The sequence below is a fragment of the Aureimonas glaciei genome, assembly GCF_014643375.1.
In the GTDB taxonomy this organism is placed as follows: domain Bacteria; phylum Pseudomonadota; class Alphaproteobacteria; order Rhizobiales; family Rhizobiaceae; genus Plantimonas; species Plantimonas glaciei.
Genome location: NZ_BMJJ01000001.1, coordinates 37,840 through 59,892, shown reverse-complemented (window position 1 = coordinate 59,892; position 22,053 = coordinate 37,840). Strand labels below are relative to the sequence as shown.

Here is a 22,053-nt window from a genome sequence, read left to right as displayed (position 1 = left end):
ATGATGGATGCCATGACGCCGAGACGCATGCGAGTCATCACCATCGCCAACCAGAAGGGCGGCGTGGGCAAGACGACGACCGCGATCAACCTCGCCACGGCGCTCGCCGCCGTTGGGCGGCAGACGCTGCTGATCGACCTCGATCCCCAGGGCAACGCCTCGACCGGGCTCGGCATCGACCGCGACGACCGCGAGGTCTCCTCCTACGACGTTCTGGTCGAAAAGGCGTCGGTCACCGAGGCATCGATGCCGACGGCGGTGCCGAACCTCTTTCTCGTGCCCTCGACCCTCGACCTCCTCGGCCTGGAAATGGAGATCTCGGGCGCGACCGGACGGGCCTACCGCCTGCGCGACGCGCTGCACTTCCACACGATGGAGGGCGCGCAGTTCGATTTTGTGCTGATCGACTGCCCGCCCTCGCTGAACCTCTTGACGGTCAACGCCATGGCGGCAGCGGACTCGATCCTGGTGCCGCTGCAGTGCGAGTTCTTCGCGCTCGAAGGCCTCAGCCAACTCCTGCAGACGGTCGAGCAGGTTCGCGATTCGTTGAATCCCGCGCTGACCCTGCACGGCATCGTTCTCACCATGTTCGACGGGCGCAACAACCTCGCCGCGCAGGTCGTCAACGATGTCCGCTCCTATATGGGCCGGCACGTCTACGACACGGTCATCCCGCGCAATGTGCGGGTGTCGGAGGCGCCGTCCTTCGGCAAGCCGGCGATCCTTTACGACATGAAATGCCCGGGCAGCCAGGCCTATATCCGGCTGGCCTCGGAGGTGATCCAGCGCGAGCGCCGGCTGGAGGTCGCATGAGCGGCGTGGAGAAGGCCGGGGGCGCGCCCGGCACGATCCGCGCTGATTTTAGGCGTGGCAGCAGACGGGCCGGTCGATCCGGCAGTACAGGGAGACGGGCATGACCGAGGACAGAGCGCGGCAGCGGCTGGGGCGTGGCTTGGCCTCGCTGATCGGTAGCGGCGGTTCCGTGCAGCCCCGGCCGTCCACCGCCTTCGCCCCGCAGGAGGAGCCGGGCGAGCGGCGCGTGTCGCTCAGCCGGCTGTCGGCCAATCCGCGCAATCCGCGCCGGCATTTCGGCGATGCCGAGCTCGGCGAGCTGACGCAGTCGATCCGCAACCATGGCATGGTCCAGCCGATCCTGGTGCGCCCGCTGGGCGGCGAGCGGTTCGAGATCGTCGCCGGCGAGCGGCGCTGGCGCGCCGCCGAGGCCGCGGGCCTCGCCGAAGTGCCGGTGGTGGTGCGCGAGATCAGCGACCGCGAGTCGCTGGAAATCGCCATCATCGAGAACGTCCAGCGTTCGGACCTCAGCGCCGTCGAGGAGGCGAACGCCTACCAGATGCTGATCGACGAGCATGGCTACACGCAGAGCGATCTCGCCGATGTGCTGGGCAAGAGCCGCAGCCATGTCGCCAACACGCTGCGCCTCCTGAAGCTGCCGGAGAGCGTGCTCGGCATGCTCACCCGCGGCGAGCTCTCGCCAGGGCACGCCCGTACCGCGGTCTCGGCCGAGGATCCCGAGGCTTTTGCGCGCGCGATCGTTTCGCGCGGCTTGTCGGTGCGCGAGGCCGAGGAAATGGCGCGGGGGCCGGTGGCGACCTCGCCGACGCCCGTCGTGTCCCGCGCGCCGCGCGGTGGCAGCCGGGCTGCGGCCCGCGCGCCGGCCGCTGTCGCCCCCGTGGCGGAACCCCGCCAGCCGGCGCCGAGGATGCCGGAGTCCCGGACGCCGGACGAGGGTGAAAAGGACGCCGACACGCGGGCGCTCGAGCGGCTGTTGTCGGAGACGCTCGGCATGCGCGTCGAGATCCGCCTGCCGGAAGACGGCGGCGACCTGCGCATCGACTACGGCAATCTCGAGCAGCTCGACGAGATCTGCCGCCTGCTGCAGGCCAAAGCCCGCCGCGACGCCGAACCGCGCGTGCGCAGCCTTTAGGCCGGGCTCCGGTCGCATCCGGGCCGCAGCGATCGGGCAGCCCCGCGGCGGGGGCTAACCCCCCGTCGCACCGCCGACGAGTGTCCGCGCGATCCACCGCGCGGTCCCATCGATGTCGCCCTCGTCGAGGCCGCAGACGTCGCGCAGAACCACGATCGTCTCGATGCCGGTGACGAGCGCCAGAGCGTGCAGCAGCCGGGTGAACTCGGCCGGGGCCATCGTGGCCTTGACCGGGGCCAGTGCCTCTGACAGCCAGGAGAGACGGCGGGCTCCCCGCCGTGCCGGGCTTTCGCCGCTCACCACCAATCCGAGATAGCTGCGGAACAGGGCTTCGTTGCGCATTACCATGGCGAGGATCCGGGAGACGACATGCTCCACCCGGGCCGCGGCGCCGCCCTGGGGCGGGGCGAGGTCCACGTTTTCCAGCTCTGCGGCAATGGCGTCGAGCAGGGCTTCCTGCGCCATGCCCTCCGGCTTCGAAAAGTAGCGATAGGCGGTGGCCCGCGAGATGCCGGCGTGATCGGCCGCATCCGGCACCGACGGCTGTCGCCCTGTCGCCAGGATTTCGCGTGTCGCCTGGAGCAGCGCAGCGCGCGTCCGCCGCTTCTGCGCCACCCGTTCAAAACCGTCTTGACCCGTCATGCACAACCTCTTATGAGACGAATATCTCATTACGAGATCTGAGTATCATCACCATCCGGGAGCATGCAAGCATGAACATGCCATTGCAGTCCTCACAGGTCGGAAAGACCGTTCACCTTCTCGGCACCCTCGTCACCTTCAAGGCGACCGCGGCCGAGACCCAAGGAGCCTTCTCGCTGGTCGAGGCCATCACGGCCCCCGGCCAGGGGACGCCTCCGCATATCCAGCGCGACGATGCCGAAGCTTTCTATGTCCTGGAGGGCGGCTACGACGTCTTCCTGGACGGCAAGACCTCGGCCGCCCGCGCCGGCGACTTCGTCTATATTCCCCGCGGCGTGGCGCACGGATTCCACAATCCGGGGCCGGTCCCGGCGCGCATGCTGATCATCAATCTTCCCGGCGGGCTGCACGAGACCTTCTTCCTCGAGGCCGGCGACGGGGTCGCCGATGCCAGCATCTTCCCGCCGGCGTCACCCCCGGACATGCCGCGCCTCCTTGCCGCGGCTGCGCGGGCCGGGATCGAAATGCTGCCATCGGCGTGAGGCGTGCCAACGGCCCTGCCGGACCTTCCGGTGGGGTCTTTCCGGTTGGAACAGGCCGTGAGAAGAAGGGGCATCGGTCGAACGAGGGTCCATCATGACGCGCCGCTCTCCCTTGCTGCTCGCCCTCGCGCTCCTCACCGGCGTCCCGGCGGCCCGCGCCAACGATTCGGCGGCCGAAAAGGCCGCCGGCGGGCTCGAGTTCGTTGCCAGCGAGTCGATCCGGATGGTCAGCGAGGACCTTTCGATCTCACCCTCGGCCGTCGACATCCGCTATGTCTTCCGGAACGACGGCGCCGAGGACGAAGCGGTGACGGTGGCCTTTCCCCTGCCCGCGATCGAGGGCTATGGCATGTCGCAGCAGCCGGTCCTCCTGCCCTTTCCCGATCGGGCGAATTTCGTCGGCTTCACCGTCGCGGTCGACGGAGAGACGATCGAGCCGGCGCTCGACGAGCGGGCCTTTGTCGGCGACACCGACGTGACGGACATCCTGAAGCGCCACGGACTCGGTCCCAACCCCATCGGCGAGGGCGGCAAGGCGCTGAGCGATCTGAGCCCGGCGGACTATGCCGACCTCGAACGCCAGGGCATCGTCACCGAACGCGATTTCGGCGAGGCGCTCTGGCGCTATGCGGCGACGTTTCATTTCGACATGACCTTCCCGGCGGGCCGGGAGGTGACGGTCGAGCACGCCTACCGCCCGGTGGCTGGCCGCTATTTCCTGGTGAAGTCGGTGCTCGATGATCCGAGAGAGACCAGCACCTACTGCATCGATGCGGGGACGAAGAAGGCGCTCGCCAACGTCATCCGCAAGGCGTCGGCCGCCAGCTACGACGCCGATCCCGTCGGCAATGCCGGGCTGAAGGACCAGCCGCTCGACGGTCTCGCCTACAGCGCCGTCGTCGACTACATCCTGACGACGGCGAACAACTGGGCCGGCCCGATCGGGCATTTCCGCCTGATCGTCGACAAGGGCGCGCCCGGCAATGTCGTCAGCCTCTGCCGGGACGGCCTGAAGAAGACCTCGCCGACGACCTTCACCTTCGAGGCGACCGACTACGTTCCCGAACGCGATCTGAAGATCCTGTTCGCCTCCCCCGACAATACCGGCCTCGGCGCGGATTAGGCGGGCCTGCCGCTACGGCTGCCGTATCGCGCGGGAAGCCTACCGCCGGCCCCGGGCGCGCAGCCGCGCGGCCTCGACAGCGACGGTCAGGAGCGTCTGGCGGACGATGGTGCCGGCGAGCGCCGATTCCTTGCGGCTGGCGAGAATATCGGCCTCGATACCGGAAAGCACCGGCGCCACCGCGTCGAGGCTCCACAGGCCGACGGCGGCCTCCATCGCGGCCTTGCGGCGGAAATGCGGGCGTCGGCTCTCGACGACGCGCGACACCGTCTGGCCGCCGCGCTCGACCGACTGGCGCATCAGCTGCAGCGCCTGGAAATAGCGCAGCAGTCCCTGGTGCAGGAGGAAGGGCGCGGTGCCGGCGGAGGTGAGGCGGGCGATCAGCTCGGGCAGCTTGCGCACTTCCCCCGAAGCGGCCGCGTCGATTGTTTCCTCGACGGTGTCGACCGAGACGTCGCCGACGATCGCCTCGATGTCGGCCTCCTCCACCGCGGTCTTGCCGAGGCAGTAGAGACAGAGTTTCTGCACCTCGCCGCGCGAGGCCAGACGGTTGGCGCCGAGACGGGCGCGCAGCGCGTCCTTGGCGTCGCGCGAAATGGCGAGGCCGGCCCGCTTCATCTCCTCGTCGATCATCCGGTCGAGGGCCTGGCCTTCGTCCTGGTAGCAGGGCAGCGCCATGGTCGCCCGGCCCTTTTCGGCGGCGGTGCGCAGCGGTGCGCTCTTCTTCAGATCGCCCGCCTCGACGACGATGGTGACGTCCACCGGCGGCTCCTTGCCGAAGACGGCGACGGCCTCGGCCAGGGCCTTGCCGCTGCCGGTGCCGGCGCCGCGCACCCGGATCAGCCGGCGGCCGCCGAACATGGAAATGGTGCGCACCTCGTCGTGGAGACGGCCGATGTCCTTTTCGAGCTCGTCGGCGGCGAGCGAAATGGCGGCGAAGGGGTCCTTCAGGTCGACGCCCGAGAGGGCGGCGATCTTCGCCGCGCGCTCGGAAACGAGGCCGGCGTCGGGGCCATAGAGGAGGACGGTCGGAAAGCTGGTGTCGGGCCGCGACAGAAAAGCCTCGACCTCGCCGGCCTTCTTTTCCGCCATCAGGCCGACGCCGCGCCGCGGCTCATTTCTGCAGATCCTTGCGGATCGCCGCGGCGACGGCGATCTCGACCTGACCGGCCACCAGTTCTCCGGCCCGCTCCTGCGCGTCGAGGAGCGCGCGCGAGGAGGAGAAGAGCTGGGACGAGCGATCGAACGGCGCCGTGGCGTTGCGCGAGCCGGTGGCGATGACGGTCTGGTCGGCGAGACGCACGACCTGGTAGGTCGAGGTCATCTTGTAGGTGCTGGCCGACGGCACGCCCGAACCCGCTTGGATGGACACCACGGTCTCGGTGCCCGCGACCCTGTTGCGGACCTCGTAGACCGGCGCCTCGGGCTTCTTGCCGCCGTTCAGATTGAACAGGAGGGCATTGCGCACGATCTGCGTCGTGCGGTTGTCGGCCGGCGAGACGCTGATGCGGCCGCGCATGTCGGCGAGGCCGGGGGTCGGCAGGCCGGCCGAGAGCCCGTCGGCCGGCGGCTTGGCATAGAGCGGCGCGACCGTGCAGGCCGAGCCTGAGAGGGCCACGAGGGCGAGGCAGACAAGCGTTCCGGCCTTCATGCGGCGAGCCCGATCAGACGACGACATTCACGATCCTTCCGGGAACCACCACGATCCGCTTGGGGACGCGGCCTTCCAGTGCCGCCTGGACGAAGTCGAGCTCCATCACGGCGCTTTCGATGTCAGCCTTGCCGGCCTTGACCGACACCGTCAAGTCGCCGCGCTTCTTGCCGTTCAGCTGGACCGGCAGGACGATCTCGTCGACGACCAGGAGATTGGCCTCGACCACCGGCCAGGGCTCAGCCGCGCAGAGGCCGGCGTGACCGAGCGTCGTCCAGCATTCCTCGGCCAGATGCGGCATCATCGGCGCGACGAGGCGCGTGAGGATCGACAGCGACTCGGCCGCCGCGGCCTCGATGCCAGCGAGGCTCCGACCCTCGCCGAAGGCGGCGAACAGCGTGTTGACGAGCTCGTAGAGCCGGGCGACGGCCTTGTTGAAGGCGAGCCGCTCGATGTCGTCGGCCACGCCCGCGATGGTGCGATGCGCGGCTCTTCGGATCTCGGTCGAGCGGGCGGCGTCAATCTCGCCGGCGGCCGACGCGGAAAGGCGCGGCGCGGCGTCGGCGACGAGGCGCCAGAGCCGCTGGACGAAGCGGTGGGCGCCCTCGACGCCCGATTCCGTCCAGATCACGTCGCGCTCGGGCGGGGAATCCGAGAGCATGAACCAGCGCGCGGTGTCGGCACCGTAGGAGGCGATGATGTCGTCGGGGTCGACGACGTTCTTCTTCGACTTCGACATCTTCTCGATGGCGCCGATCTCGAGCACGGCGCCGTCGCTCATCCGCGTCGCGGTACGGACGCCTTCCGCCTCGGTGATGCGGATGTCGGCCGGGGCGACCCAGTCGCGGCCCGCGCGGTAGGTCTCGTGCACGACCATGCCTTGCGTGAACAGGCCCTTGAATGGCTCGTCGATGGCGACATGGCCGCAGGCCTTCATCGCCCGGACGAAGAAGCGGGAGTACAGAAGGTGCAGGATCGCGTGCTCGATGCCGCCGATATACTGGTCGACCGGCAGCCAGGCATTGGCGCGCTGCGGATCCGTCGGCTCGGTCGCATGCGGCGCGGTGAAGCGGGCGAAATACCAGGAACTGTCGACAAACGTGTCCATCGTGTCGGTCTCGCGCAGCGCCTGGCCGCCGCATTGCGGGCAGGTGGCGTGGCGCCAGGTCGGATGGCGATCGAGCGGGTTGCCCGGCTTGTCGAAGTCGATGTCGTCGGGAAGTTTGACGGGCAGGTTCTCGCGCGCCTCGGGCACGACGCCGCAGGAATCGCAGTGCAGGACCGGGATCGGGCAGCCCCAGTAGCGCTGGCGCGACACGCCCCAGTCGCGCAGGCGGAAATTCGTCTCGCGCGTGCCCCAGCCCTCGCGCTCGAAGATGGCGAGCGAGGCGTCCATCGCCTCCTGGCAGGTCTGCACCGTCTCCTCGCCAGCCCATTGGACGTAGCGCACTTCCTGCGTCTTCGGCGGGACGAAGGCGACGTCCTTCACGCGCTCGCCGGTGTCGGCGGGGACGAAGACGTCGATGACGTCGAGCCCGTATTTGCGCGCGAAGTCGAGATCGCGCTGGTCATGCGCGGGGCAGCCGATGATGGCGCCGGTGCCATAGTCCATCAGCACGAAATTGGCGATGTAGAGCGGCAGCTGCCAGCTTGGATCGGCGGGATGGGTGACCTTGATGCCTGTGTCGAAGCCGAGCTTTTCGGCCGTGTCGATCTCGGCCTGCGAGGTGCCGAGCCGGCGGCAGGCCTCGACGAAGGCCAGAATCGTCGGCTGCTCGGCGGCCAGCGCCTTGGCCAGCGGGTGGTCGGGCGCGATGGCGGCGAAGGTCGGGCCGTACATGGTGTCCGGCCGTGTGGTGAAGACCGGCAGCGTCTCGAAACCTTCGGGCGCGCCGACGAGACCGAAATCGAAGCGCAGGCCTTGCGACTTGCCGATCCAGTTCTTCTGCATCACCCGGACCTTTTCCGGCCATTGCGGCAGGGTGTCGAGCGCGGCGAGGAGGTCCTCGGCATAGTCGGTGATGCGGAAGAACCACTGCGTCAGCTCGCGCTGCTCGACCGGTGCGCCCGAGCGCCAGCCCTTGCCGTCGATCACCTGCTCGTTGGCGAGCACGGTCATGTCGACCGGGTCCCAGTTGACCTTGGCATTGCGGCGGTAGGCGATGCCCGCTTTCAGGAAGTCGAGGAAGAGCATCTGCTGGCGGTGGTAGTATTCGACGTCGCAGGTGGCGAATTCACGGGACCAGTCGAGCGACAGGCCCATGGACTTCAGCTGGGCGCGCATCGCCGCGATGTTCTGGTAGGTCCAGTCGCGCGGATGCACCTTGTTCTGCATCGCGGCGTTCTCGGCCGGCATGCCGAAGGCGTCCCAGCCCATCGGGTGCAGCACGTTGAAGCCGCGCGCCCGCTTGTAGCGCGCCACGACGTCGCCCATGGCGTAGTTTCTGACATGGCCCATGTGGATGCGGCCGGAAGGGTAGGGAAACATCTCGAGGACGTAGTATTTTTCGCCCGGGGCGTCGTCGTTCGTCTCGAACAGCTTTTCCGCGTCCCAGGCGGCGCGCCAGCGCGGTTCGGCTTCGCGGGGATTGTAGCGTTCGGTGGACATGGATTTCGCTCACTGGGACGGCGGGGTTCGGCCGAACGGCCGCCGGAAGAAGGGCCGCGGCGGGGCGTTCGATGCCGCGTCCTAGCATCCGGGCGGCATCATTCCTAGACTTGGGCGTGGCCGGAGAGTGGTCTTCGGCTTGACAGGGCGAGCCGGCGGCGGCTCTTCAGCACGAAGTGCCGCGCTGGCGGCGGCGATGGGGGAGGCGAGGATGACCGAGAGCGTCGAACAACTGGCCGCCGTGCGCGATGCCATCGCCCGGGCGGCGGGCAGCCAGCCACCGGCGACGCTGGTGGCGGTCTCCAAGACCTATGACGCCGAGGCCATCCTGCCGGTGCTGGAGGCGGGTCAGCGTGTCTTCGGCGAGAACCGGGTGCAGGAGGCGATGGCGAAGTTTCCGGCTCTGCGCGAAAGATTTCCGGACATCGAACTGCACCTGATCGGACCGCTGCAGTCCAACAAGGCGGCCGAAGCGGTGGCGGTCTTCGACGTCATCGAGACCGTCGACCGCGAGAAGATCGCCAAGGCGCTGGCGGTGGAAATGGCGAAGCAGGGACGGACCCCGCGCCTCTACGTGCAGGTCAATATCGGCGAGGAGCCGCAGAAGGCCGGCATCGCACCGGCGGAGGCCGTCGCCTTCGTCGCCCGCTGCCGCGACGTGCACGGGCTCACGATCGAAGGCCTGATGTGCATTCCGCCGGCCGAGGACGAGCCGGGCCCGCATTTCGACCGGCTCGCGGACCTCGCGCGCGCGGCGGGGCTGGACAGGCTGTCGATGGGCATGTCGGGCGACTACGAGACGGCCATCGCCCATGGCGCCACCTCGGTGCGGGTGGGATCGGCGATCTTCGGGGCGCGGCCGAAGCCGGTTTAAGGGGCACGGCGGGCCATCGGGCCCCAAGGGCGGCGGATCCTAGCGGGCCGGGGCTGCTGCCGGGGGCGCCGGCTCGCCGCGCAGCGTGGCGCTCTTGGCGCCGAGATCGTCGAACGTGTTGGGGACGGTCGTGACCGCCCGGTTCATGCCGCCGCAGCCGGCAAGCAGCATCAGCGCCGCCGTCAGTCCGATCACCTGTCGCATGTCGTCTCCCTCTTCAGCCCTCCTGCCTGCCGCGCAAACATGGCGCGGTGACGGCCGCTCAGCGCCGCTTGACGAAGCGCCAGGTGATGGCGTCGTGGTCGCGCGGGTCGAAGGGGACGACGATCTGCAGCGTGCGCCGCGCCCCGGAATTGTCGGCGAAGAAGATCGAATCCTCGATCTCGACCGGGGCACTGGCGGAGAAATGCCATTCCTCGCGGCCGGCGGCCAGCGTCACGCCCTCGCCGGTGCGCAGCGCCGCGACGCCGGGATGGAGATGGAAGCGCAGCGCCGCGGGCGTGCGGTCGGGCAGGCGGACGGGACGCTTGCCCGCCGGAAACAGCCGGTCGGCGCCCTCGATCAAGCCGCCGCCGCGGGCCAGGAACAGTGTGCGCTCGTGCGCCAGGCCGAAGCGGGCGGCATAGCCGTCATGCGCGGCGGTGAAGCGCTGGCCGGCGTCGCTGTCGTCGCGGCTGACCGGCACGCGCCGGGGACCGCCGATCAGCGGCGCGCCGAGAAAGCGCTCGACGAGGCCGGGGCTGGAGAAGCGGGCGGAGGAATGGTCGGCGACCGTCAGCGTCGAATGGGCGGCGGTGGTGCGGGCGAGGCGACGCCAGTCGGCGTCCTGGCGGGCCGGCGCGCCGCAATTGACGACGAAGCGGTGGGCGCCGCTGGAGAACTCGAAGGCGAGCGTGCCGGCATGCGCCTCGCCGGAGAGGGCGATCGGCGGCGGCATGCCGGTATCGGCGATGACCACCGTGCCGCCGGCGGCGAGCCGCTGGTAGCCCGAGGGCCGGGCATGGCTGATCGGGTCGCCGAGCGTCTCGTCGTGACGCAGCAGTGCGGTCATCAGATGCGCCTCGGACACGCCGGCGCCGTTGAACAGCGCCAGCGCGCCGTCGCCATGGCGGAAGAAGCGCAGCGCCGGCAGCATGCGGTCGATGGCGCCGATCAGGCCCTTGGGCACCGGCTGGTTCTGCTCGGCAAAGGTCTGGCGCAGCGGCAGGAGGTCGGCGAGGATGACGAGGCCCATGGCCGGATTGCGCGAGAGATGGACGCCGTCGGCCAGGATCTGCCGGTCGAGCTCGTCGGAGAGGTGACGGGCGGCGCTGCGCATGTGGGCGACGCCGGTCGGCAGGCAGAGCGACAGATAGGCCAGCGCGATCCGGGCGCGCAGGCGCGGCAGGCCGTCCGGCGCCTCGGGCGCCACCGAGCGCAGGAACCGCATTTCGCGGGCGAGGCTCCTGAGGAAGCGGCGGTAGAAGGCGAGATCGGCGTCGGCGAGGATCAGATTGGCATTGGTCAGCCAGGCGATGGCGCGCCGGGCGGCGACGTCCACTTCGTGACTGCGGCCGGCGATCGCCGAGCCTGCCTGCCGCTGCCAGTCGGCGACCAGCGCGCGGGCATTCGCCGCGGCCAGGGCATCGCCCGCGGCGCTGAGATGACGCAGCCATTCAAAGGACTGCAGCTCGGCGTTCCAGCCGGGCGTCGGCGGCACGGCCTGAAAGGGCGACTGCCCCGCCGTGTCGACGAGCCGGCCGGAAAAGTAGAACTTTCCGGCATAGAGATCGGCGGCGATCAGCGGGTCGCCGCGCCGGAGCTCGGTCGGCGTGACCAGCAGGCGGTCGGGCGCGCCGCCGGCGAATCGCCAGCGGTAGAGGGGCCCGATCCGCAGGCGCCGACGGGCCCGTCGCCAGGCCTCCTTCAGCATCAATGCCGCCAATTGCGGTTCTTCGGCCAATTGCGCTGCCACTCCCGCCTGCTCCAGACAGATCCACGATGACCCGTCCGAACCCCAGGGAACGACCGAGCGGGGGCGAACACAGGATGTGTCGCCCCACGCCAATTTCCGTCATTAAGGTAAATGCATTGCTAAGGCGGCGCGAATGGCTTGCTCAGTAAGCTACGCATCCTCCGCCGCCGGCAGAGGCGGCGGGGACGGACGACCCGCGGAAACGCTTGCCGGAAGGCCTCAGGCCTTGCGCAGCCGCGCGGCGAAAAAGCCGTCGAGACCAGCGAGTTTCGGGTCCTCCGCCGGCAGCATGTCGGGCCTCGTGCGCAGCATGCCGCGCGAATCGATCGCCGCTTCGAGGCCGGGAAGTTCTTCGGCGCGGACCGGATCGACCGAGAAATCGCCGTGCGTGGCCAGGAAGCGGGTGATCATGTGCTCGCCCTCCTCGGGGTCGAGCGAGCAGTTGGAGAACACCAGGAGGCCGCCCGGCCGCACCATGCGCGCGGCTTCGCCGAGGAGCCGGGCCTGGACCTCGGCGAGCTTCTCCACCTCGGCGGCGTCCTTGGTATAGGCGACGTCGGGATGGCGGCGGATGGTGCCAGTCGAGGAACAGGGCGAATCGACGAGAACCGCGTCAAACGGCGTCTCGGGCATGTAGCGGGCGAGATCGGTCACCACCGTCTCCACCTCGAGCTGCAGCCGGCCGAGATTTTCCTGCAGGCGCTTCATCCGGTTGGCATTGATGTCGAGCGCCGTGACCTTGGCGCCGGCACTGGCGAGCTGCGCGGTCTTGCCGCCCGGGGCGGCGCAGAGGTCGGCGATCCTGAGGCCCGCGACGTCGCCGAAGAGTTTCGCCGGCAGCGCGGCGGCGGCGTCCTGCACCCACCAGGCGCCCTCGGCAAAGCCCGGCAGCCCCGTCACCGGCCCGTCGAAGGCGCCGAGCCGGACCGTGCCGGTCGGCAGGAGGATGCCGCCGAGTTTTTCGGCCCAAAGCGCTGCATCGCCCTTCACCGTGATGTCGAGCGGCGCGGGCGTCAGATGCGCGGCGGCGATGGCGAGCGCGCGCTCCTTGCCGTACGCGGCGACAAGGCGCTGCATCAGCCATTCCGGCACGTTCTCGCCGGGCTTGGAGACGAGCTTCAGGCTCTCCTTCTCGCGCGCCAGGCGCCGCAGCACGGCATTGACCATGCCGCCGAAGCGCTGGCTGCGCGAATCCACGGCGCAGGCGGCGACGGCAAGGTCGACGGCGGCCGAATCCGGCACGTCGAGATACAGCACCTGCGCGGCGCCGACATGCAGGATGTGGCGCAGCGCCGTGGCGTTCGGCGGCAGCGGCCGGTCGAGGCAGCGGTCGATGGCGCGCTCGATCGTGCCGCGAAAGCGCAGAGCCGTCAGGATGATCGCCTTGACGAGGCCCTGGTCGCGTCCCTCCAGCGCCCGGAAGCCGGGATGGCCGTTGCCGCCGTCGAGCAGGCCGTCGGCCGAGGTCCTGGCATCGACGATCGCCGACAGGAGTTTGGCGGCCACGAGGCGGGCGCCGAGACCCGGCCGGTCGCCGGCGGAGTAGCCGTCCTGGACATAGGAATCATGGCCGCCGAAGGGCGCGGACTTGCCCGGCAGCGGCTTCTTGCGGGGAGCGGAACGGGTGGCGTCGAAATTGCCCCCGCGGCGCGGTGTGTCGGCGCTCAACCCCACGGTCCCTTGCCCGAAGGCGGTGTCCTTCGATCGGCGCCGCGCGACCAGGGGCCGGGCTGGCCGTTGATGGCAGCGCGCGGCGCGCGCGCATCGCGGGCGAGCGAAGGTCCGGGCCGCGGACCGATATCGGTCATCGCCTGCAGCGCCGCGATGCGGTTGGCGGTGTCGGGATGGGTGGAGAACAGGCTATCCATGCGTTGGCCATTCAAGGGGTTGATGATGAACATGTGGGCCATGGCAGGATTGCGCTCGGCATTCTCGTTCACCGTAAGGTGGGCGGCGCCGGCGATCTTGGCCAGCGCCGAGGCGAGCGACATCGGCGATCCCGAGATCTCCGCGCCGCGCCGGTCGGCGGCGTATTCGCGGGTGCGCGAGATCGCCATCTGCACCATCATGGCGGCGAACGGCGCGACGACCATCGCCACGATCACGCCGATAAAGCCCAGCGGGTTGTTGTTGTCACGGTTGCCGCCGAAGAAAAAGGCGAAATTGCCGAGCATCGAGATCGCGCCGGCGAGCGTCGCGGTCACCGTCATGATCAGCGTGTCGCGGTTTTCGACATGGGCGAGCTCGTGCGCCATGACGCCGGCGACCTCGTCCGGCGTCAGACGGGCGAGAAGCCCGGTGGTCGCGGCGACCGCGGCATTCTGAGGATTGCGGCCGGTGGCGAAGGCGTTCGGTTGGTCTTCCTGGATGAGGTAGACGCGCGGCATCGGCAGGCCGGCATTGTGCGCCAGGCGCTCGACGAGGGCGTAGAATTCCGGCGCGGTGCGGGCGTCGACCTCCCTCGCATTGTTCATCCGCAGGACGAGCTTGTCGGCATTCCAGTAGGAAAAGACGTTCATGCCGAGCGCCACGACCAGCGCGATCATCATGCCGCCGCGGCCGCCGAGAAGCAGGCCGATGCCCATGAACAGGGCGGTCATGAAGGCGATCAGCATCGCCGTCTTCATCATGTTCATGAAACTCTCCAAGGCAGTGGCGAACGGGCCTCATAGCGGCGCCGTCGGACCGACGAACACCCTGGCGAATTGGGGATCGGGCGTTCCGCGTTCAAGCTGGTAGCCATCGCGAGCCCGCTGGCCGACCCGCACCGCTACACATTCCGTCCGCCATCGCTACATGTGAGTAGCACAGGCGCGCCCTGCCGGCGATGGCGCGGCGCCGAACGACAAGCGGACAAGATGGACACCATGACCGACCAGCCGACCGACCGGCAAGCCACCGAAGAGACCCAGACGCCGCTGGCGCGGGTGGTTTCGCCTGCGGCCGAGCGGGCGCTCGCCGAAGCGGCCGAGCGCCGCCGCCGGGAGGCGGAAACCGAGCGGCCGCCGGAACAGGGCGGTCGCGCAGGTCCCGATCCCGTCCGTTACGGCGACTGGGAGCGCAATGGCATCATCTCGGATTTCTGAGCCAACCCTTTGACGCGTAGGATCGCAGGCCTATTCGTGGGCGGCGGGCTCGAGCACGATTACTGGCGCGGATGAGCCGGTTGATCTCCTTTTGTTTTTCGTGCCAACCCTTTCGGGCAGGAGCCAGAGCTGTCGTTGACCGCTCGAACCGCGCCGTGGTATAGGATTATTGTCCTTTAATCCTGATGATTCGATCGCGCAGCATGATGAAGAAAACGGTCCTGGGCGGCAGCCTCGTGCTCGTACTTGCCGCCACCGGCGCGGTGCACGCGGCCGAGCGCGACATCGCCGGTCCTGTGGCCGCCGATGTCGTCAAGGTGCGCGATGGCGACACGATCGAGGTCGAGGCGCATATCTGGCCGCAGCAGTTCGTGCGCGTCGCGGTGCGGCTGCGCGGCATCGACGCGCCCGAGCTGAAGGCGCGTTGCGACGCGGAGAAGACGGCGGCGCTCGCCGCCAAGGCGCGGCTGACCGCACTTCTGGCGCCCGGCGGCGTCACCCTGACGCGGATTTCCGGCGACAAGTATTTCGGCCGGGTGCTGGCGGAGATCAGCGCCCAGAACGGAGCCGACATCGCCGCCACGCTCCTGCGCGAGGGCCTGGTCGTCCCCTATCGCGGCGCCGCCCGGCGCGACTGGTGCGCCGGTGTCGCGCTACCACAGGGCGCCGCGGGCGAAGGATAGCTACGCAGTTGAGCCGCGGTGCCGACCCTCGTCCTTCGACAAGCTCAGGATGAGGGTGGTGGGGTGGGGCGCTCGTGCCTGCTTAATCCCACCAAAGGACCATCCGGCGCCTTCCCCCCAAACCCTCATCCTGAGCTTGTCGAAGGATGAGGGTCGGCACACACGCACCATGATCGCGACAGCCGGCGGCAAAGCACGCAGTTGAAACGAGGTGCCGACCCTCGTCCTTCGACAGGCTCAGGATGAGGGTGATGGGGTGGGGCGCTCGCGCTTGCTCAATCCTGCAGGAGAAAACGGCGACGCGACGCGCTTCAGGCGTCCTCGTCGGGCACCGGCACGTCGAAACCGTTCAGCGTTACCGAGACCATGCAGTAGAGCCCGACCAGGGTGATCAGCTCGTGTGTGCCCTGCGGGCCAAAGGCGCCCACGGCCGCGGCATACATGTCGTCCGGCAGGGCGCCGCCGCCGATCAGGGCGAAGGTCACGTCGTGCGCGATCTCCTCCTCCGGGGTCAGGTCGTCCGGCTTGTCGCCGGCCAGCATGGTCTGCAGGCGGGCTGGGCTGAAGCCGTCGCGTTCGGCGACGGCGATGTGAGCATAGATCTCGTAGGCCGCGTCGAAATCCACGCCGACGACGAGGATGGCGATCTGGCGGATGTTGTCGGGCAGGCAGGAGTTTTCCGTGAGGGCCCTGGTCAGGGCCCAGATCGCGCTGCCGGTCTTCGGCTCGTGCAGCCAGGGATTCCACGGGCCGAGCAACCGCTCTTCCCTGTCCACGGCCTTGAAGCCGGTGAATTTTTCCGCGATGCCGGCCTTCATGTCGGCATAGAGGGGCTTTTGCGCCTCGGTGAGGTCGGCGGGATCGACGAGGGGAAGACGCATGAGCGGGACTTTCGCTGAGGGCGGGGCCGAACGGGGGAGGATGCCGGGACGACATCCGGGGACGCTTCAGAAATCGAGGGTGTCGAAGATCAGCGTGACGTCCTTCCAGCTCTCATACTGCTCCGGCGGCAGTTTGTAGGGCGCGCATTTGGTGATGGCGGCCGCGGCGCTTTCGGCGAACACGCCGCCGAGCCGTCCTGCCGGCTTGTCGATGATCGCCGGCGGGGCGGCGAGCGACCCGTCCGGCAGAAAAGTCACCCGGATGCGGGCGATGCCGCCCTCGGCGAGGTCGCCCGTCATCACCGGGACCGACCAGCATTTCTGGATCTGGCTGTCGAGCACGCCCGGGAGAAGTTCGGGGCCGCCCGGCACGAAGGAGGGCCGGACCGGCGACGCCGGGCTCGTCGCGGCGTCCGACGCAGCCCCATCCGGCGCGACCCCCGCCGGCGCGGGGAGCCCGGGGACATCGGTCGCCGTTCCGGAGATCGGGGGAAGGTCGGGCTGCGGCGCCTCCATGGCCTCCTGCGCCCAGCCCGCGACCGGGGCCGACAGGAGCAGGGCAGCGAGCGCCACGGTCCTTCCGCCAGATCGAGCCATCTTCATCCCAGGGGTCCATCGCATTCGGCATTTCCTATCCCGGCCAGTGTCTCACGTGAGACACGCACGGCCTTCCCGCCCTCACATGTTGCAGCAAGGCCGCGTGACAAGGCGCGCAGGATCGTCTTAGCTTGCCCCAGGGGAAAGCGGGAGCTGGGCGATGGATGTCAGGATTGCGGACGGCAAGGTGCAGGCGCGGGCGGATGCCTTCCGGACATTTCTCGCCCATGCGCGGGAGCGCCTCGGCCTCGATCTCGGCTTCCGGCTGTGGGACGGCTCGCGCGTGCCGTCAGACCTTTCCGACGACGCCTTTGCGATCGCCTTCGCCGACGAGAACCTCGTCGCCGCCCTGATCCGCCGGCCGACCATGGACACGCTCGCCAATCTCTGGGTCGCCGGCCGCATCGACCTCGTCAACGGCTCGATCTTCGATCTCGTCGCCCACCGTCCGAGGGTGAAGACGGCCGAATTCCGCCGGACGGTCGACAAGATGCTGGCGCTGCGCACCAATCTGAAATTCCTGTTCCTGCCCCGTGGCGGGCCCTGGCCGCTGGAGGCGGTGGCCGAGGAAAAGCCGAGTGACGGCAGCCCGGCCGAGAACAAGAAGAACATCGCCTATCACTACGACGTCTCCAACGCCTTCTACGCGCTCTGGCTCGACCGGGAGATGGTCTACACCTGCGCCTATTGCACCGACTGGGACAACGACATCGACCGGATGCAACAGGACAAGCTGGAGCTGATCTGCCGCAAGCTGCGCCTCCAGCCCGGCGACCGGCTGCTCGACATCGGCTGCGGCTGGGGCGCCTTGTCCTGCTATGCCGCGCAGCATTACGGCGTCACCGCGCTCGGCGTGACGCTGTCGGAGCAGCAGGTCGCCTATGGCCAGGAGAAGGTGAGGCGGCTCGGCCTCGAGGACCGGGTGCGGATCGAGCTGCGCGACTATTCGACCATCGAGGGAAAATTCGACAAGGTCGCGGCCATCGGCATCCAGGAGCATATCGGCATCGACAACTACCCGACCTATTACCGCACGGTGAAGCGGGTGATGACCAAGGACGGCCTCTTCCTGCACCACGCCATCACCAGGCCGGCCAAGCGCACCGACCGCGTCTTTCGCCGCAAGCGGCCGGAGTTCGCGCTGCTGACCAAATACATCTTTCCCGGCGGCGAGCTCGACAACATCGGCACCACGGTGAAGAGCCTGGAGCAGAACGGTTTCGAAGTGCACGACGTGGAGGCCCTGCGCGAGCACTACCAGCGCACCTGCCGCCACTGGCACGACCGGCTGCTCGCCCGCTACGACGAGAGCGCCGCCGAAGTCGGCGCGCCGAAGACGCGGCTCTGGCTCGCCTATCTCGCGGCCTGCGCGATCTCGTTTGAGCGCAACACCGTCTGCCTCTACCAGACGCTGTCCTCCCGCCGCCACCGCGGGGCCTCCGGCCTACCGCCGACGCGGGCGGATCTGTATCGGTGAGGCGCCATTGCCTCGGCTTCGGGGCTCGGCGAAAGGCAGCCTGGTCGCGCGTGTCGTTGGACGCAGAACCCGAAAGCTCATACATTGGCGTCATCGAGATCGGTTCATATTCAGGAGGCTGTCATGGGAGACGTCCGCAAAGTGCGCGCAGACGAGCGGGCCGAGACACCGGAGCCGCGGGAAGTCCGCTTTGGCGACGACGATGCCTTCGTCGAGGCTGCCCGTCGCATCATGCAGCGTGACAAGCGCGTCATGGAAGAACTCGCGAAATAGCGGATGGAGATTTTCCTCCCGACCGTCCGGGCGGTCATCCGTATCCACGCAGCAGAAAGCCGCGAACGACGGACGGCCCCCGGCATTCGGGACCAGGGTCTTCTCGAATCGGCAATCGGGCGTGCCGCCAGCCACTTGGCCCACGCCGATGCGCCGACCCTTGCGAGTGCGGCGGCGTCGCTGGCCTATGGACTCGCCAAGAACCATCCCTTCGTCGACGGCAACAAGCGCGCTTCCTATCTCGTCACCAACGCCTTTTTGGAAGTCCACGGCCAGAGCCTTGCGCAGATCGACGAGGACGCGCGGGTGGCCGTCTGGCTATCGCTGGCCGACGGAAGCCTGAGCGAAGCCGAACTCTGCGAGTGGATTGCTAACTCGTGCAGGCCGATAGGACAGTCTGGCGGTTAAGCCTGTCCTCGAGCGGCAGGGTCGGCGCTCTGTTTTTGGCGGATGATCGGCGATTTCAAGACACAAACGCCATGCCCCACCCTTCGCAGCTCAGGTCCCACGGCCTTAAGCAGGAACGTTCCAGCCTTCTCCCCCTGAAACACAAAAGGCCGCTTCCCATCCCTGAGAAGCGGCCCCGTGAAGTCTGTCATGCCGGCGGTCGTCGGACCCGAGCCGGATCGACATATCTTAAGCGCGTGAAGGAGACTGCTCCTTGGAAACACCGAGATACAAAGACCCAGCCGGCATTTGGAAATCACTCGACATTGGATCACCTCCTTTCACTGCGTTGAACACGAAAGAAAGTATGGGGCGCGAAATGAGGCAGCGCAAGGGGGGTGGAGAAAATCGCGCCAGCTTTGCGCAAGCCACGGGGAAGGCAGGGGGATTGGCGGCGGCCGAGGAGCGGGTAGAGGTTGTAAGCCGGCGCAGTGAAGCTTCCGCCGGCCTGATCTCTGCCGGTTATCGTCACCCGGGCTTGACCCGGAATCCATTCCAATTCGTTGGCAGCACGGACGCCCTTCCTGAACCGGAGTGATGGTGCGGTCGTTTCGGCATGGATCCCCGGGGCCATGGCCCCCGAGGATGACGAAATGGGAGGTCGCGGCGTAGGCTAGCGGTGAGCGTTCACGGGCATGTGGCTTCCCCAAATCTCGTCATCCTCGACTTCAGCGCCGGGGATCCATGCCCTGACATCACCGCGCTCCGACGATCGACCGGAGAAACTCCACAAACGCCGGGGCATGGATCCCGGCTCAAGGCCGAGATGACGAGGCGGACAGGGTGGCGCCCCCGTGTTTCACGTGTGTCAGGCGGCGAGGCTTCTGCCGCTGCTGCTGCCGCGACTCCTCCTGTCTGCCGCAAACACGCCCACGTTGGCCGTTGCGCTGGCCGGCCTCCGGGCCGGCAGCCGGTCCGCCGCACCAGCCAGACCGCGCTAGCCCTCCTTGTTCTGCCGGTGCTCGATCAGGTCATCCACCACCGCCGGGTCCGCCAGGGTTGACGTATCACCGAGCGCGCCAAAATCGTTCTCGGCGATCTTGCGCAGGATGCGGCGCATGATCTTGCCGGAGCGGGTTTTGGGCAGGCCGGGGGAGAACTGGATCTGGTCTGGCGAGGCGATCGGGCCGATCTCGTTGCGCACATGCGCGACGAGCTCCTTCTTCAGCGCCTCCGAGGGCTCTTCGCCGGTCATCAGCGTGACGTAGCAGTAGATGCCCTGGCCCTTGATGTCGTGGGGATAGCCAACGACCGCCGCCTCCGACACTTTGGGATGCGACACCAACGCCGATTCCACTTCCGCCGTGCCCATGCGGTGGCCGGAGACGTTGATGACGTCGTCGACGCGGCCGGTGATCCACCAGTAGCCGTCCTCGTCGCGCCGCGCCCCGTCGCCGGTGAAATACTTGCCGGGATAGGTGGAGAAATAGGTCTGCTCGAAGCGCTCGTGGTCGCCATAGACGGTGCGCATCTGGCCGGGCCAGGAATCGGTGATACAGAGATTGCCGGAGACGGCGCCCTCGAGCACGCCGCCTTCACTATCGACGAGCTCCGGCTTCACGCCGAAGAAGGGCCGCGTGGCCGAGCCCGGCTTCAGGGCGATGGCGCCCGGCAGCGGGGTGATGAGGATGCCGCCGGTCTCGGTCTGCCACCAGGTGTCGACGATCGGGCAGCGCTCCTCGCCGACGATCTTGTAGTACCAGTTCCAGGCTTCCGGGTTGATCGGCTCGCCGACGGAGCCGAGCACGCGCAGGCTCTTGCGCGAGGTTTTTTCGACAAAGGCGTCGCCGGCGCCCATCAGCGCGCGAATGGCCGTGGGGGCGGTGTAAAAAATGTTCACCTGGTGCTTGTCGATCACCTGCCAGAAGCGCGAGGCGTCGGGATAGTTCGGCACGCCCTCGAACATCAGCGTGGTCGCGCCGTTGGCGAGCGGGCCGTAGACGATGTAGCTGTGGCCGGTGACCCAGCCGACATCGGCCGTGCACCAATAGACCTCGCCTTCGCGCAGGTCGAAGACGTATTGGTGCGTCATCGCGGCATAGACGAGATAGCCGCCGGAGGTGTGGAGCACGCCCTTCGGCTGGCCGGTCGAGCCCGAGGTGTAGAGGATGAACAGCGGATCCTCGGCGCCCATCGGTTCGGGCTCGCAGCTGGCCTCGACGGTTTCGCGCGCCTCGTGCCACCAGATGTCGCGGCCGGGCGTCACTGCGACGTCGCCGCCGGTGCGCTGGACGACGAGGACGGTGGAAACCACCTGGCCGGCCTTGGCGGCGATCTCGACGGCGCGGTCGGCGTTCTTCTTCAAGGGCACGCTCTTGCCGCCGCGCCTTCCCTCGTCGGCGGTGATCAGCACCGAGGAGCCGGCACCGGCGAGGCGCCCGCCCAAGGCATCGGGCGAAAAGCCGCCGAAGACGACCGAATGCACCGCGCCGATGCGGGCGCAGGCGAGCATGGCATAGGCGGCTTCCGGAATCATCGGGAGATAGATGGTGACGCGGTCGCCCTTCTGGACGCCGTGTGCCTTCAGCACGTTCGCCATGCGGCAGACTTCGCCGTGCAGTTCGCGGTAGCTGATGGCGCGGGAGTCGGCGGGATCGTCGCCCTCGAAGAGGATCGCCGTCTGCTCGCCGCGGGATTCCAGGTGCCGGTCGAGACAATTGGCGGAGACGTTGAGGACGCCGTCCTCGAACCATTTGATCGAGACGTTGCCGGGAGCGAAGGAGGTGTTCTTCACCTTGGTGAAGGGCGTGATCCAATCGACCCGCTTTCCGTGCTCGCCCCAAAAACCCTCGGGATCCTCGACGCTTCGCCTGTACCAGGCCGCGTAGTCGGCCTCCGAGAGCAAAGCGCCCTGTTTCCACGCGTCCTTGACCGGAATCGTCGTCATCTTGGCCTCCCCGCCGTTTCCTGCAGCTTCCGCCGCGGTCGCCGGGCTTTTGCCGCCGGCGCGATGGGGGGCAACTTAGGAGCAGAGCGGAAAAGGGTCCAGCGGGAAGGGCTCATACTTTCGCGGGGCGGGTGCGGGGGAGCCAGCCTCCCTGCCCAATTCACCCTCCTGGCAAATGCCCATCACTACGGTGCAACCCCTCACCCTCATGGTGAGCCTGTCGAACCACGAGGGTCGGCACCGCGGTGGAGCGGGGTTGGCCTGGCGCTGCGGGGGCAGATGGGCGCTGGCTGGAGCCCTCGTGGTTCGACAAGCTCACCATGAGGGTGTGGGGTGACCACAAGGGTGGCTTACCACGAGGGTGGCTTGCCACGAGCTGGGAT

The 22,053-nt window shown here is 68.3% G+C and carries 21 protein-coding genes; 10 read left to right on the top strand and 11 right to left on the bottom strand.

All coding sequences use genetic code 11. From position 1 onward, the window contains the following. Positions 1 to 27: 27 nt before the first annotated feature. Positions 28 to 813, top strand: a complete 786-nt coding sequence (locus IEX88_RS00280; protein WP_188849251.1) for a ParA family protein — start codon at positions 28 to 30, stop codon at positions 811 to 813. Positions 814 to 913: 100 nt separating this feature from the next. Beyond that, on the top strand, positions 914 to 1,945 hold the full coding sequence (locus tag IEX88_RS00275) for a ParB/RepB/Spo0J family partition protein (RefSeq protein WP_188848421.1): 1,032 nt from the start codon (positions 914 to 916) through the stop codon (positions 1,943 to 1,945). A 54-nt stretch (positions 1,946 to 1,999) separates the two neighbouring features. Here the strand turns inward: IEX88_RS00275 and IEX88_RS00270 are convergent, their stop codons facing one another. Next, a complete protein-coding gene (locus IEX88_RS00270; protein WP_188848419.1) occupies positions 2,000 to 2,587 on the bottom strand; it encodes a TetR/AcrR family transcriptional regulator in 588 nt (195 codons plus the stop codon). Positions 2,588 to 2,658: 71 nt separating this feature from the next. On the opposite strand from IEX88_RS00270, the gene IEX88_RS00265 reads away from it, so the two are divergent. Together IEX88_RS00265 and IEX88_RS00260 are read left to right on the top strand one after the other, a co-directional pair. After that, positions 2,659 to 3,129 (top strand): cupin domain-containing protein, encoded by a 471-nt coding sequence (locus IEX88_RS00265; protein WP_188848417.1) that lies wholly within the window; start codon positions 2,659 to 2,661, stop codon positions 3,127 to 3,129. A 94-nt stretch (positions 3,130 to 3,223) separates the two neighbouring features. After that, positions 3,224 to 4,252: a DUF4424 family protein gene (locus IEX88_RS00260; RefSeq protein ID WP_188848415.1), complete on the top strand. Its 1,029-nt coding sequence runs from the start codon at positions 3,224 to 3,226 to the stop codon at positions 4,250 to 4,252. Positions 4,253 to 4,291: 39 nt separating this feature from the next. On the opposite strand, the gene holA is transcribed toward IEX88_RS00260, so the two are convergent. Genes holA through leuS form a run of 3 tightly spaced genes read right to left on the bottom strand, consistent with a single transcriptional unit; the run spans position 4,292 to position 8,511 of the window. Then, positions 4,292 to 5,344 carry a DNA polymerase III subunit delta gene (gene holA, locus IEX88_RS00255; protein ID WP_188848413.1) on the bottom strand — a complete coding sequence of 351 codons (1,053 nt, stop codon included), beginning with the start codon at positions 5,342 to 5,344 and terminating at the stop codon, positions 4,292 to 4,294. Between the two features lie 22 nt (positions 5,345 to 5,366). Further along, on the bottom strand, positions 5,367 to 5,930 hold the full coding sequence (locus IEX88_RS00250; protein WP_188848411.1) for a hypothetical protein: 564 nt from the start codon (positions 5,928 to 5,930) through the stop codon (positions 5,367 to 5,369). Then, positions 5,917 to 8,511: a leucine--tRNA ligase gene (leuS, locus tag IEX88_RS00245; protein ID WP_188848409.1), complete on the bottom strand. Its 2,595-nt coding sequence runs from the start codon at positions 8,509 to 8,511 to the stop codon at positions 5,917 to 5,919. Before leuS ends, IEX88_RS00250 begins: the two co-directional genes overlap by 14 nt. Positions 8,512 to 8,722: 211 nt before the next feature. Here leuS and IEX88_RS00240 point away from each other — a divergent pair, with 211 nt between their 5' ends. Beyond that, a complete protein-coding gene (locus tag IEX88_RS00240; RefSeq protein ID WP_188848407.1) occupies positions 8,723 to 9,385 on the top strand; it encodes a YggS family pyridoxal phosphate-dependent enzyme in 663 nt (220 codons plus the stop codon). Positions 9,386 to 9,424: 39 nt separating this feature from the next. Here the strand turns inward: IEX88_RS00240 and IEX88_RS00235 are convergent, their stop codons facing one another. The 4 genes from IEX88_RS00235 to htpX form a co-directional block, all read right to left on the bottom strand. Next, a complete protein-coding gene (locus IEX88_RS00235) occupies positions 9,425 to 9,589 on the bottom strand; it encodes a hypothetical protein (RefSeq protein WP_188848405.1) in 165 nt (54 codons plus the stop codon). A 58-nt stretch (positions 9,590 to 9,647) separates the two neighbouring features. Then, entirely contained in the window at positions 9,648 to 11,339 is a 1,692-nt protein-coding gene (locus IEX88_RS00230) for a heparinase II/III family protein (protein WP_188848403.1), read from the bottom strand. 219 nt (positions 11,340 to 11,558) lie between these two features. Next, positions 11,559 to 12,938, bottom strand: a complete 1,380-nt coding sequence (locus IEX88_RS00225) for an RsmB/NOP family class I SAM-dependent RNA methyltransferase (protein WP_188849250.1) — start codon at positions 12,936 to 12,938, stop codon at positions 11,559 to 11,561. 65 nt (positions 12,939 to 13,003) lie between these two features. Continuing rightward, positions 13,004 to 13,975, bottom strand: a complete 972-nt coding sequence (htpX, locus tag IEX88_RS00220; protein WP_188848401.1) for a zinc metalloprotease HtpX — start codon at positions 13,973 to 13,975, stop codon at positions 13,004 to 13,006. A gap of 222 nt (positions 13,976 to 14,197) precedes the next feature. Here htpX and IEX88_RS00215 point away from each other — a divergent pair, with 222 nt between their 5' ends. Next, positions 14,198 to 14,425 (top strand): DUF1674 domain-containing protein, encoded by a 228-nt coding sequence (locus IEX88_RS00215; protein WP_210319220.1) that lies wholly within the window; start codon positions 14,198 to 14,200, stop codon positions 14,423 to 14,425. Positions 14,426 to 14,628: 203 nt separating this feature from the next. Next, the gene (locus tag IEX88_RS00210; protein WP_244639748.1) at positions 14,629 to 15,108 is read left to right on the top strand and encodes a thermonuclease family protein; all 480 of its coding nucleotides are present in this window, start codon (positions 14,629 to 14,631) and stop codon (positions 15,106 to 15,108) included. 311 nt (positions 15,109 to 15,419) lie between these two features. On the opposite strand, the gene IEX88_RS00205 is transcribed toward IEX88_RS00210, so the two are convergent. Next, a complete protein-coding gene (locus IEX88_RS00205; RefSeq protein WP_188848399.1) occupies positions 15,420 to 15,989 on the bottom strand; it encodes a carboxymuconolactone decarboxylase family protein in 570 nt (189 codons plus the stop codon). Between the two features lie 66 nt (positions 15,990 to 16,055). Next, positions 16,056 to 16,562 carry a cell envelope integrity protein TolA gene (gene tolA, locus IEX88_RS00200; protein WP_188848398.1) on the bottom strand — a complete coding sequence of 169 codons (507 nt, stop codon included), beginning with the start codon at positions 16,560 to 16,562 and terminating at the stop codon, positions 16,056 to 16,058. 184 nt (positions 16,563 to 16,746) lie between these two features. Between tolA and IEX88_RS00195 the strand changes: the two genes are divergently transcribed. The 3 genes from IEX88_RS00195 (at position 16,747) to IEX88_RS00185 (ending at position 18,744) form a co-directional block, all read left to right on the top strand. Beyond that, positions 16,747 to 18,063, top strand: a complete 1,317-nt coding sequence (locus IEX88_RS00195) for a class I SAM-dependent methyltransferase (RefSeq protein WP_188848396.1) — start codon at positions 16,747 to 16,749, stop codon at positions 18,061 to 18,063. Positions 18,064 to 18,186: 123 nt separating this feature from the next. Continuing rightward, entirely contained in the window at positions 18,187 to 18,336 is a 150-nt protein-coding gene (locus IEX88_RS00190) for a hypothetical protein (RefSeq protein ID WP_188848394.1), read from the top strand. A gap of 3 nt (positions 18,337 to 18,339) precedes the next feature. Further along, on the top strand, positions 18,340 to 18,744 hold the full coding sequence (locus IEX88_RS00185) for a type II toxin-antitoxin system death-on-curing family toxin (RefSeq protein ID WP_188848392.1): 405 nt from the start codon (positions 18,340 to 18,342) through the stop codon (positions 18,742 to 18,744). Positions 18,745 to 19,720: 976 nt separating this feature from the next. Here IEX88_RS00185 and acs read toward each other — a convergent pair. Then, the gene (acs, locus tag IEX88_RS00180; RefSeq protein WP_188848390.1) at positions 19,721 to 21,670 is read right to left on the bottom strand and encodes an acetate--CoA ligase; all 1,950 of its coding nucleotides are present in this window, start codon (positions 21,668 to 21,670) and stop codon (positions 19,721 to 19,723) included. Positions 21,671 to 22,053: the final 383 nt, after the last annotated feature.

What these genes read in the sequence shown, in the direction of transcription:
- IEX88_RS00280 (WP_188849251.1), top strand. Translation starts at nt 28, where the DNA reads ATGCGAGTCATCACCATCGCCAACCAGAAGGGCGGCGTGGGCAAGACG.
- IEX88_RS00275 (WP_188848421.1), top strand. Translation starts at nt 914, where the DNA reads ATGACCGAGGACAGAGCGCGGCAGCGGCTGGGGCGTGGCTTGGCCTCG.
- IEX88_RS00270 (WP_188848419.1), bottom strand. Translation starts at nt 2,587, where the DNA reads ATGACGGGTCAAGACGGTTTTGAACGGGTGGCGCAGAAGCGGCGGACG.
- IEX88_RS00265 (WP_188848417.1), top strand. Translation starts at nt 2,659, where the DNA reads ATGAACATGCCATTGCAGTCCTCACAGGTCGGAAAGACCGTTCACCTT.
- IEX88_RS00260 (WP_188848415.1), top strand. Translation starts at nt 3,224, where the DNA reads ATGACGCGCCGCTCTCCCTTGCTGCTCGCCCTCGCGCTCCTCACCGGC.
- holA (WP_188848413.1), bottom strand. Translation starts at nt 5,344, where the DNA reads ATGGCGGAAAAGAAGGCCGGCGAGGTCGAGGCTTTTCTGTCGCGGCCC.
- IEX88_RS00250 (WP_188848411.1), bottom strand. Translation starts at nt 5,930, where the DNA reads ATGTCGTCGTCTGATCGGGCTCGCCGCATGAAGGCCGGAACGCTTGTC.
- leuS (WP_188848409.1), bottom strand. Translation starts at nt 8,511, where the DNA reads ATGTCCACCGAACGCTACAATCCCCGCGAAGCCGAACCGCGCTGGCGC.
- IEX88_RS00240 (WP_188848407.1), top strand. Translation starts at nt 8,723, where the DNA reads ATGACCGAGAGCGTCGAACAACTGGCCGCCGTGCGCGATGCCATCGCC.
- IEX88_RS00235 (WP_188848405.1), bottom strand. Translation starts at nt 9,589, where the DNA reads ATGCGACAGGTGATCGGACTGACGGCGGCGCTGATGCTGCTTGCCGGC.
- htpX (WP_188848401.1), bottom strand. Translation starts at nt 13,975, where the DNA reads ATGAACATGATGAAGACGGCGATGCTGATCGCCTTCATGACCGCCCTG.
- IEX88_RS00215 (WP_210319220.1), top strand. Translation starts at nt 14,198, where the DNA reads ATGGACACCATGACCGACCAGCCGACCGACCGGCAAGCCACCGAAGAG.
- IEX88_RS00210 (WP_244639748.1), top strand. Translation starts at nt 14,629, where the DNA reads ATGATGAAGAAAACGGTCCTGGGCGGCAGCCTCGTGCTCGTACTTGCC.
- IEX88_RS00205 (WP_188848399.1), bottom strand. Translation starts at nt 15,989, where the DNA reads ATGCGTCTTCCCCTCGTCGATCCCGCCGACCTCACCGAGGCGCAAAAG.
- IEX88_RS00195 (WP_188848396.1), top strand. Translation starts at nt 16,747, where the DNA reads ATGGATGTCAGGATTGCGGACGGCAAGGTGCAGGCGCGGGCGGATGCC.
- IEX88_RS00190 (WP_188848394.1), top strand. Translation starts at nt 18,187, where the DNA reads ATGGGAGACGTCCGCAAAGTGCGCGCAGACGAGCGGGCCGAGACACCG.
- IEX88_RS00185 (WP_188848392.1), top strand. Translation starts at nt 18,340, where the DNA reads ATGGAGATTTTCCTCCCGACCGTCCGGGCGGTCATCCGTATCCACGCA.
- acs (WP_188848390.1), bottom strand. Translation starts at nt 21,670, where the DNA reads ATGACGACGATTCCGGTCAAGGACGCGTGGAAACAGGGCGCTTTGCTC.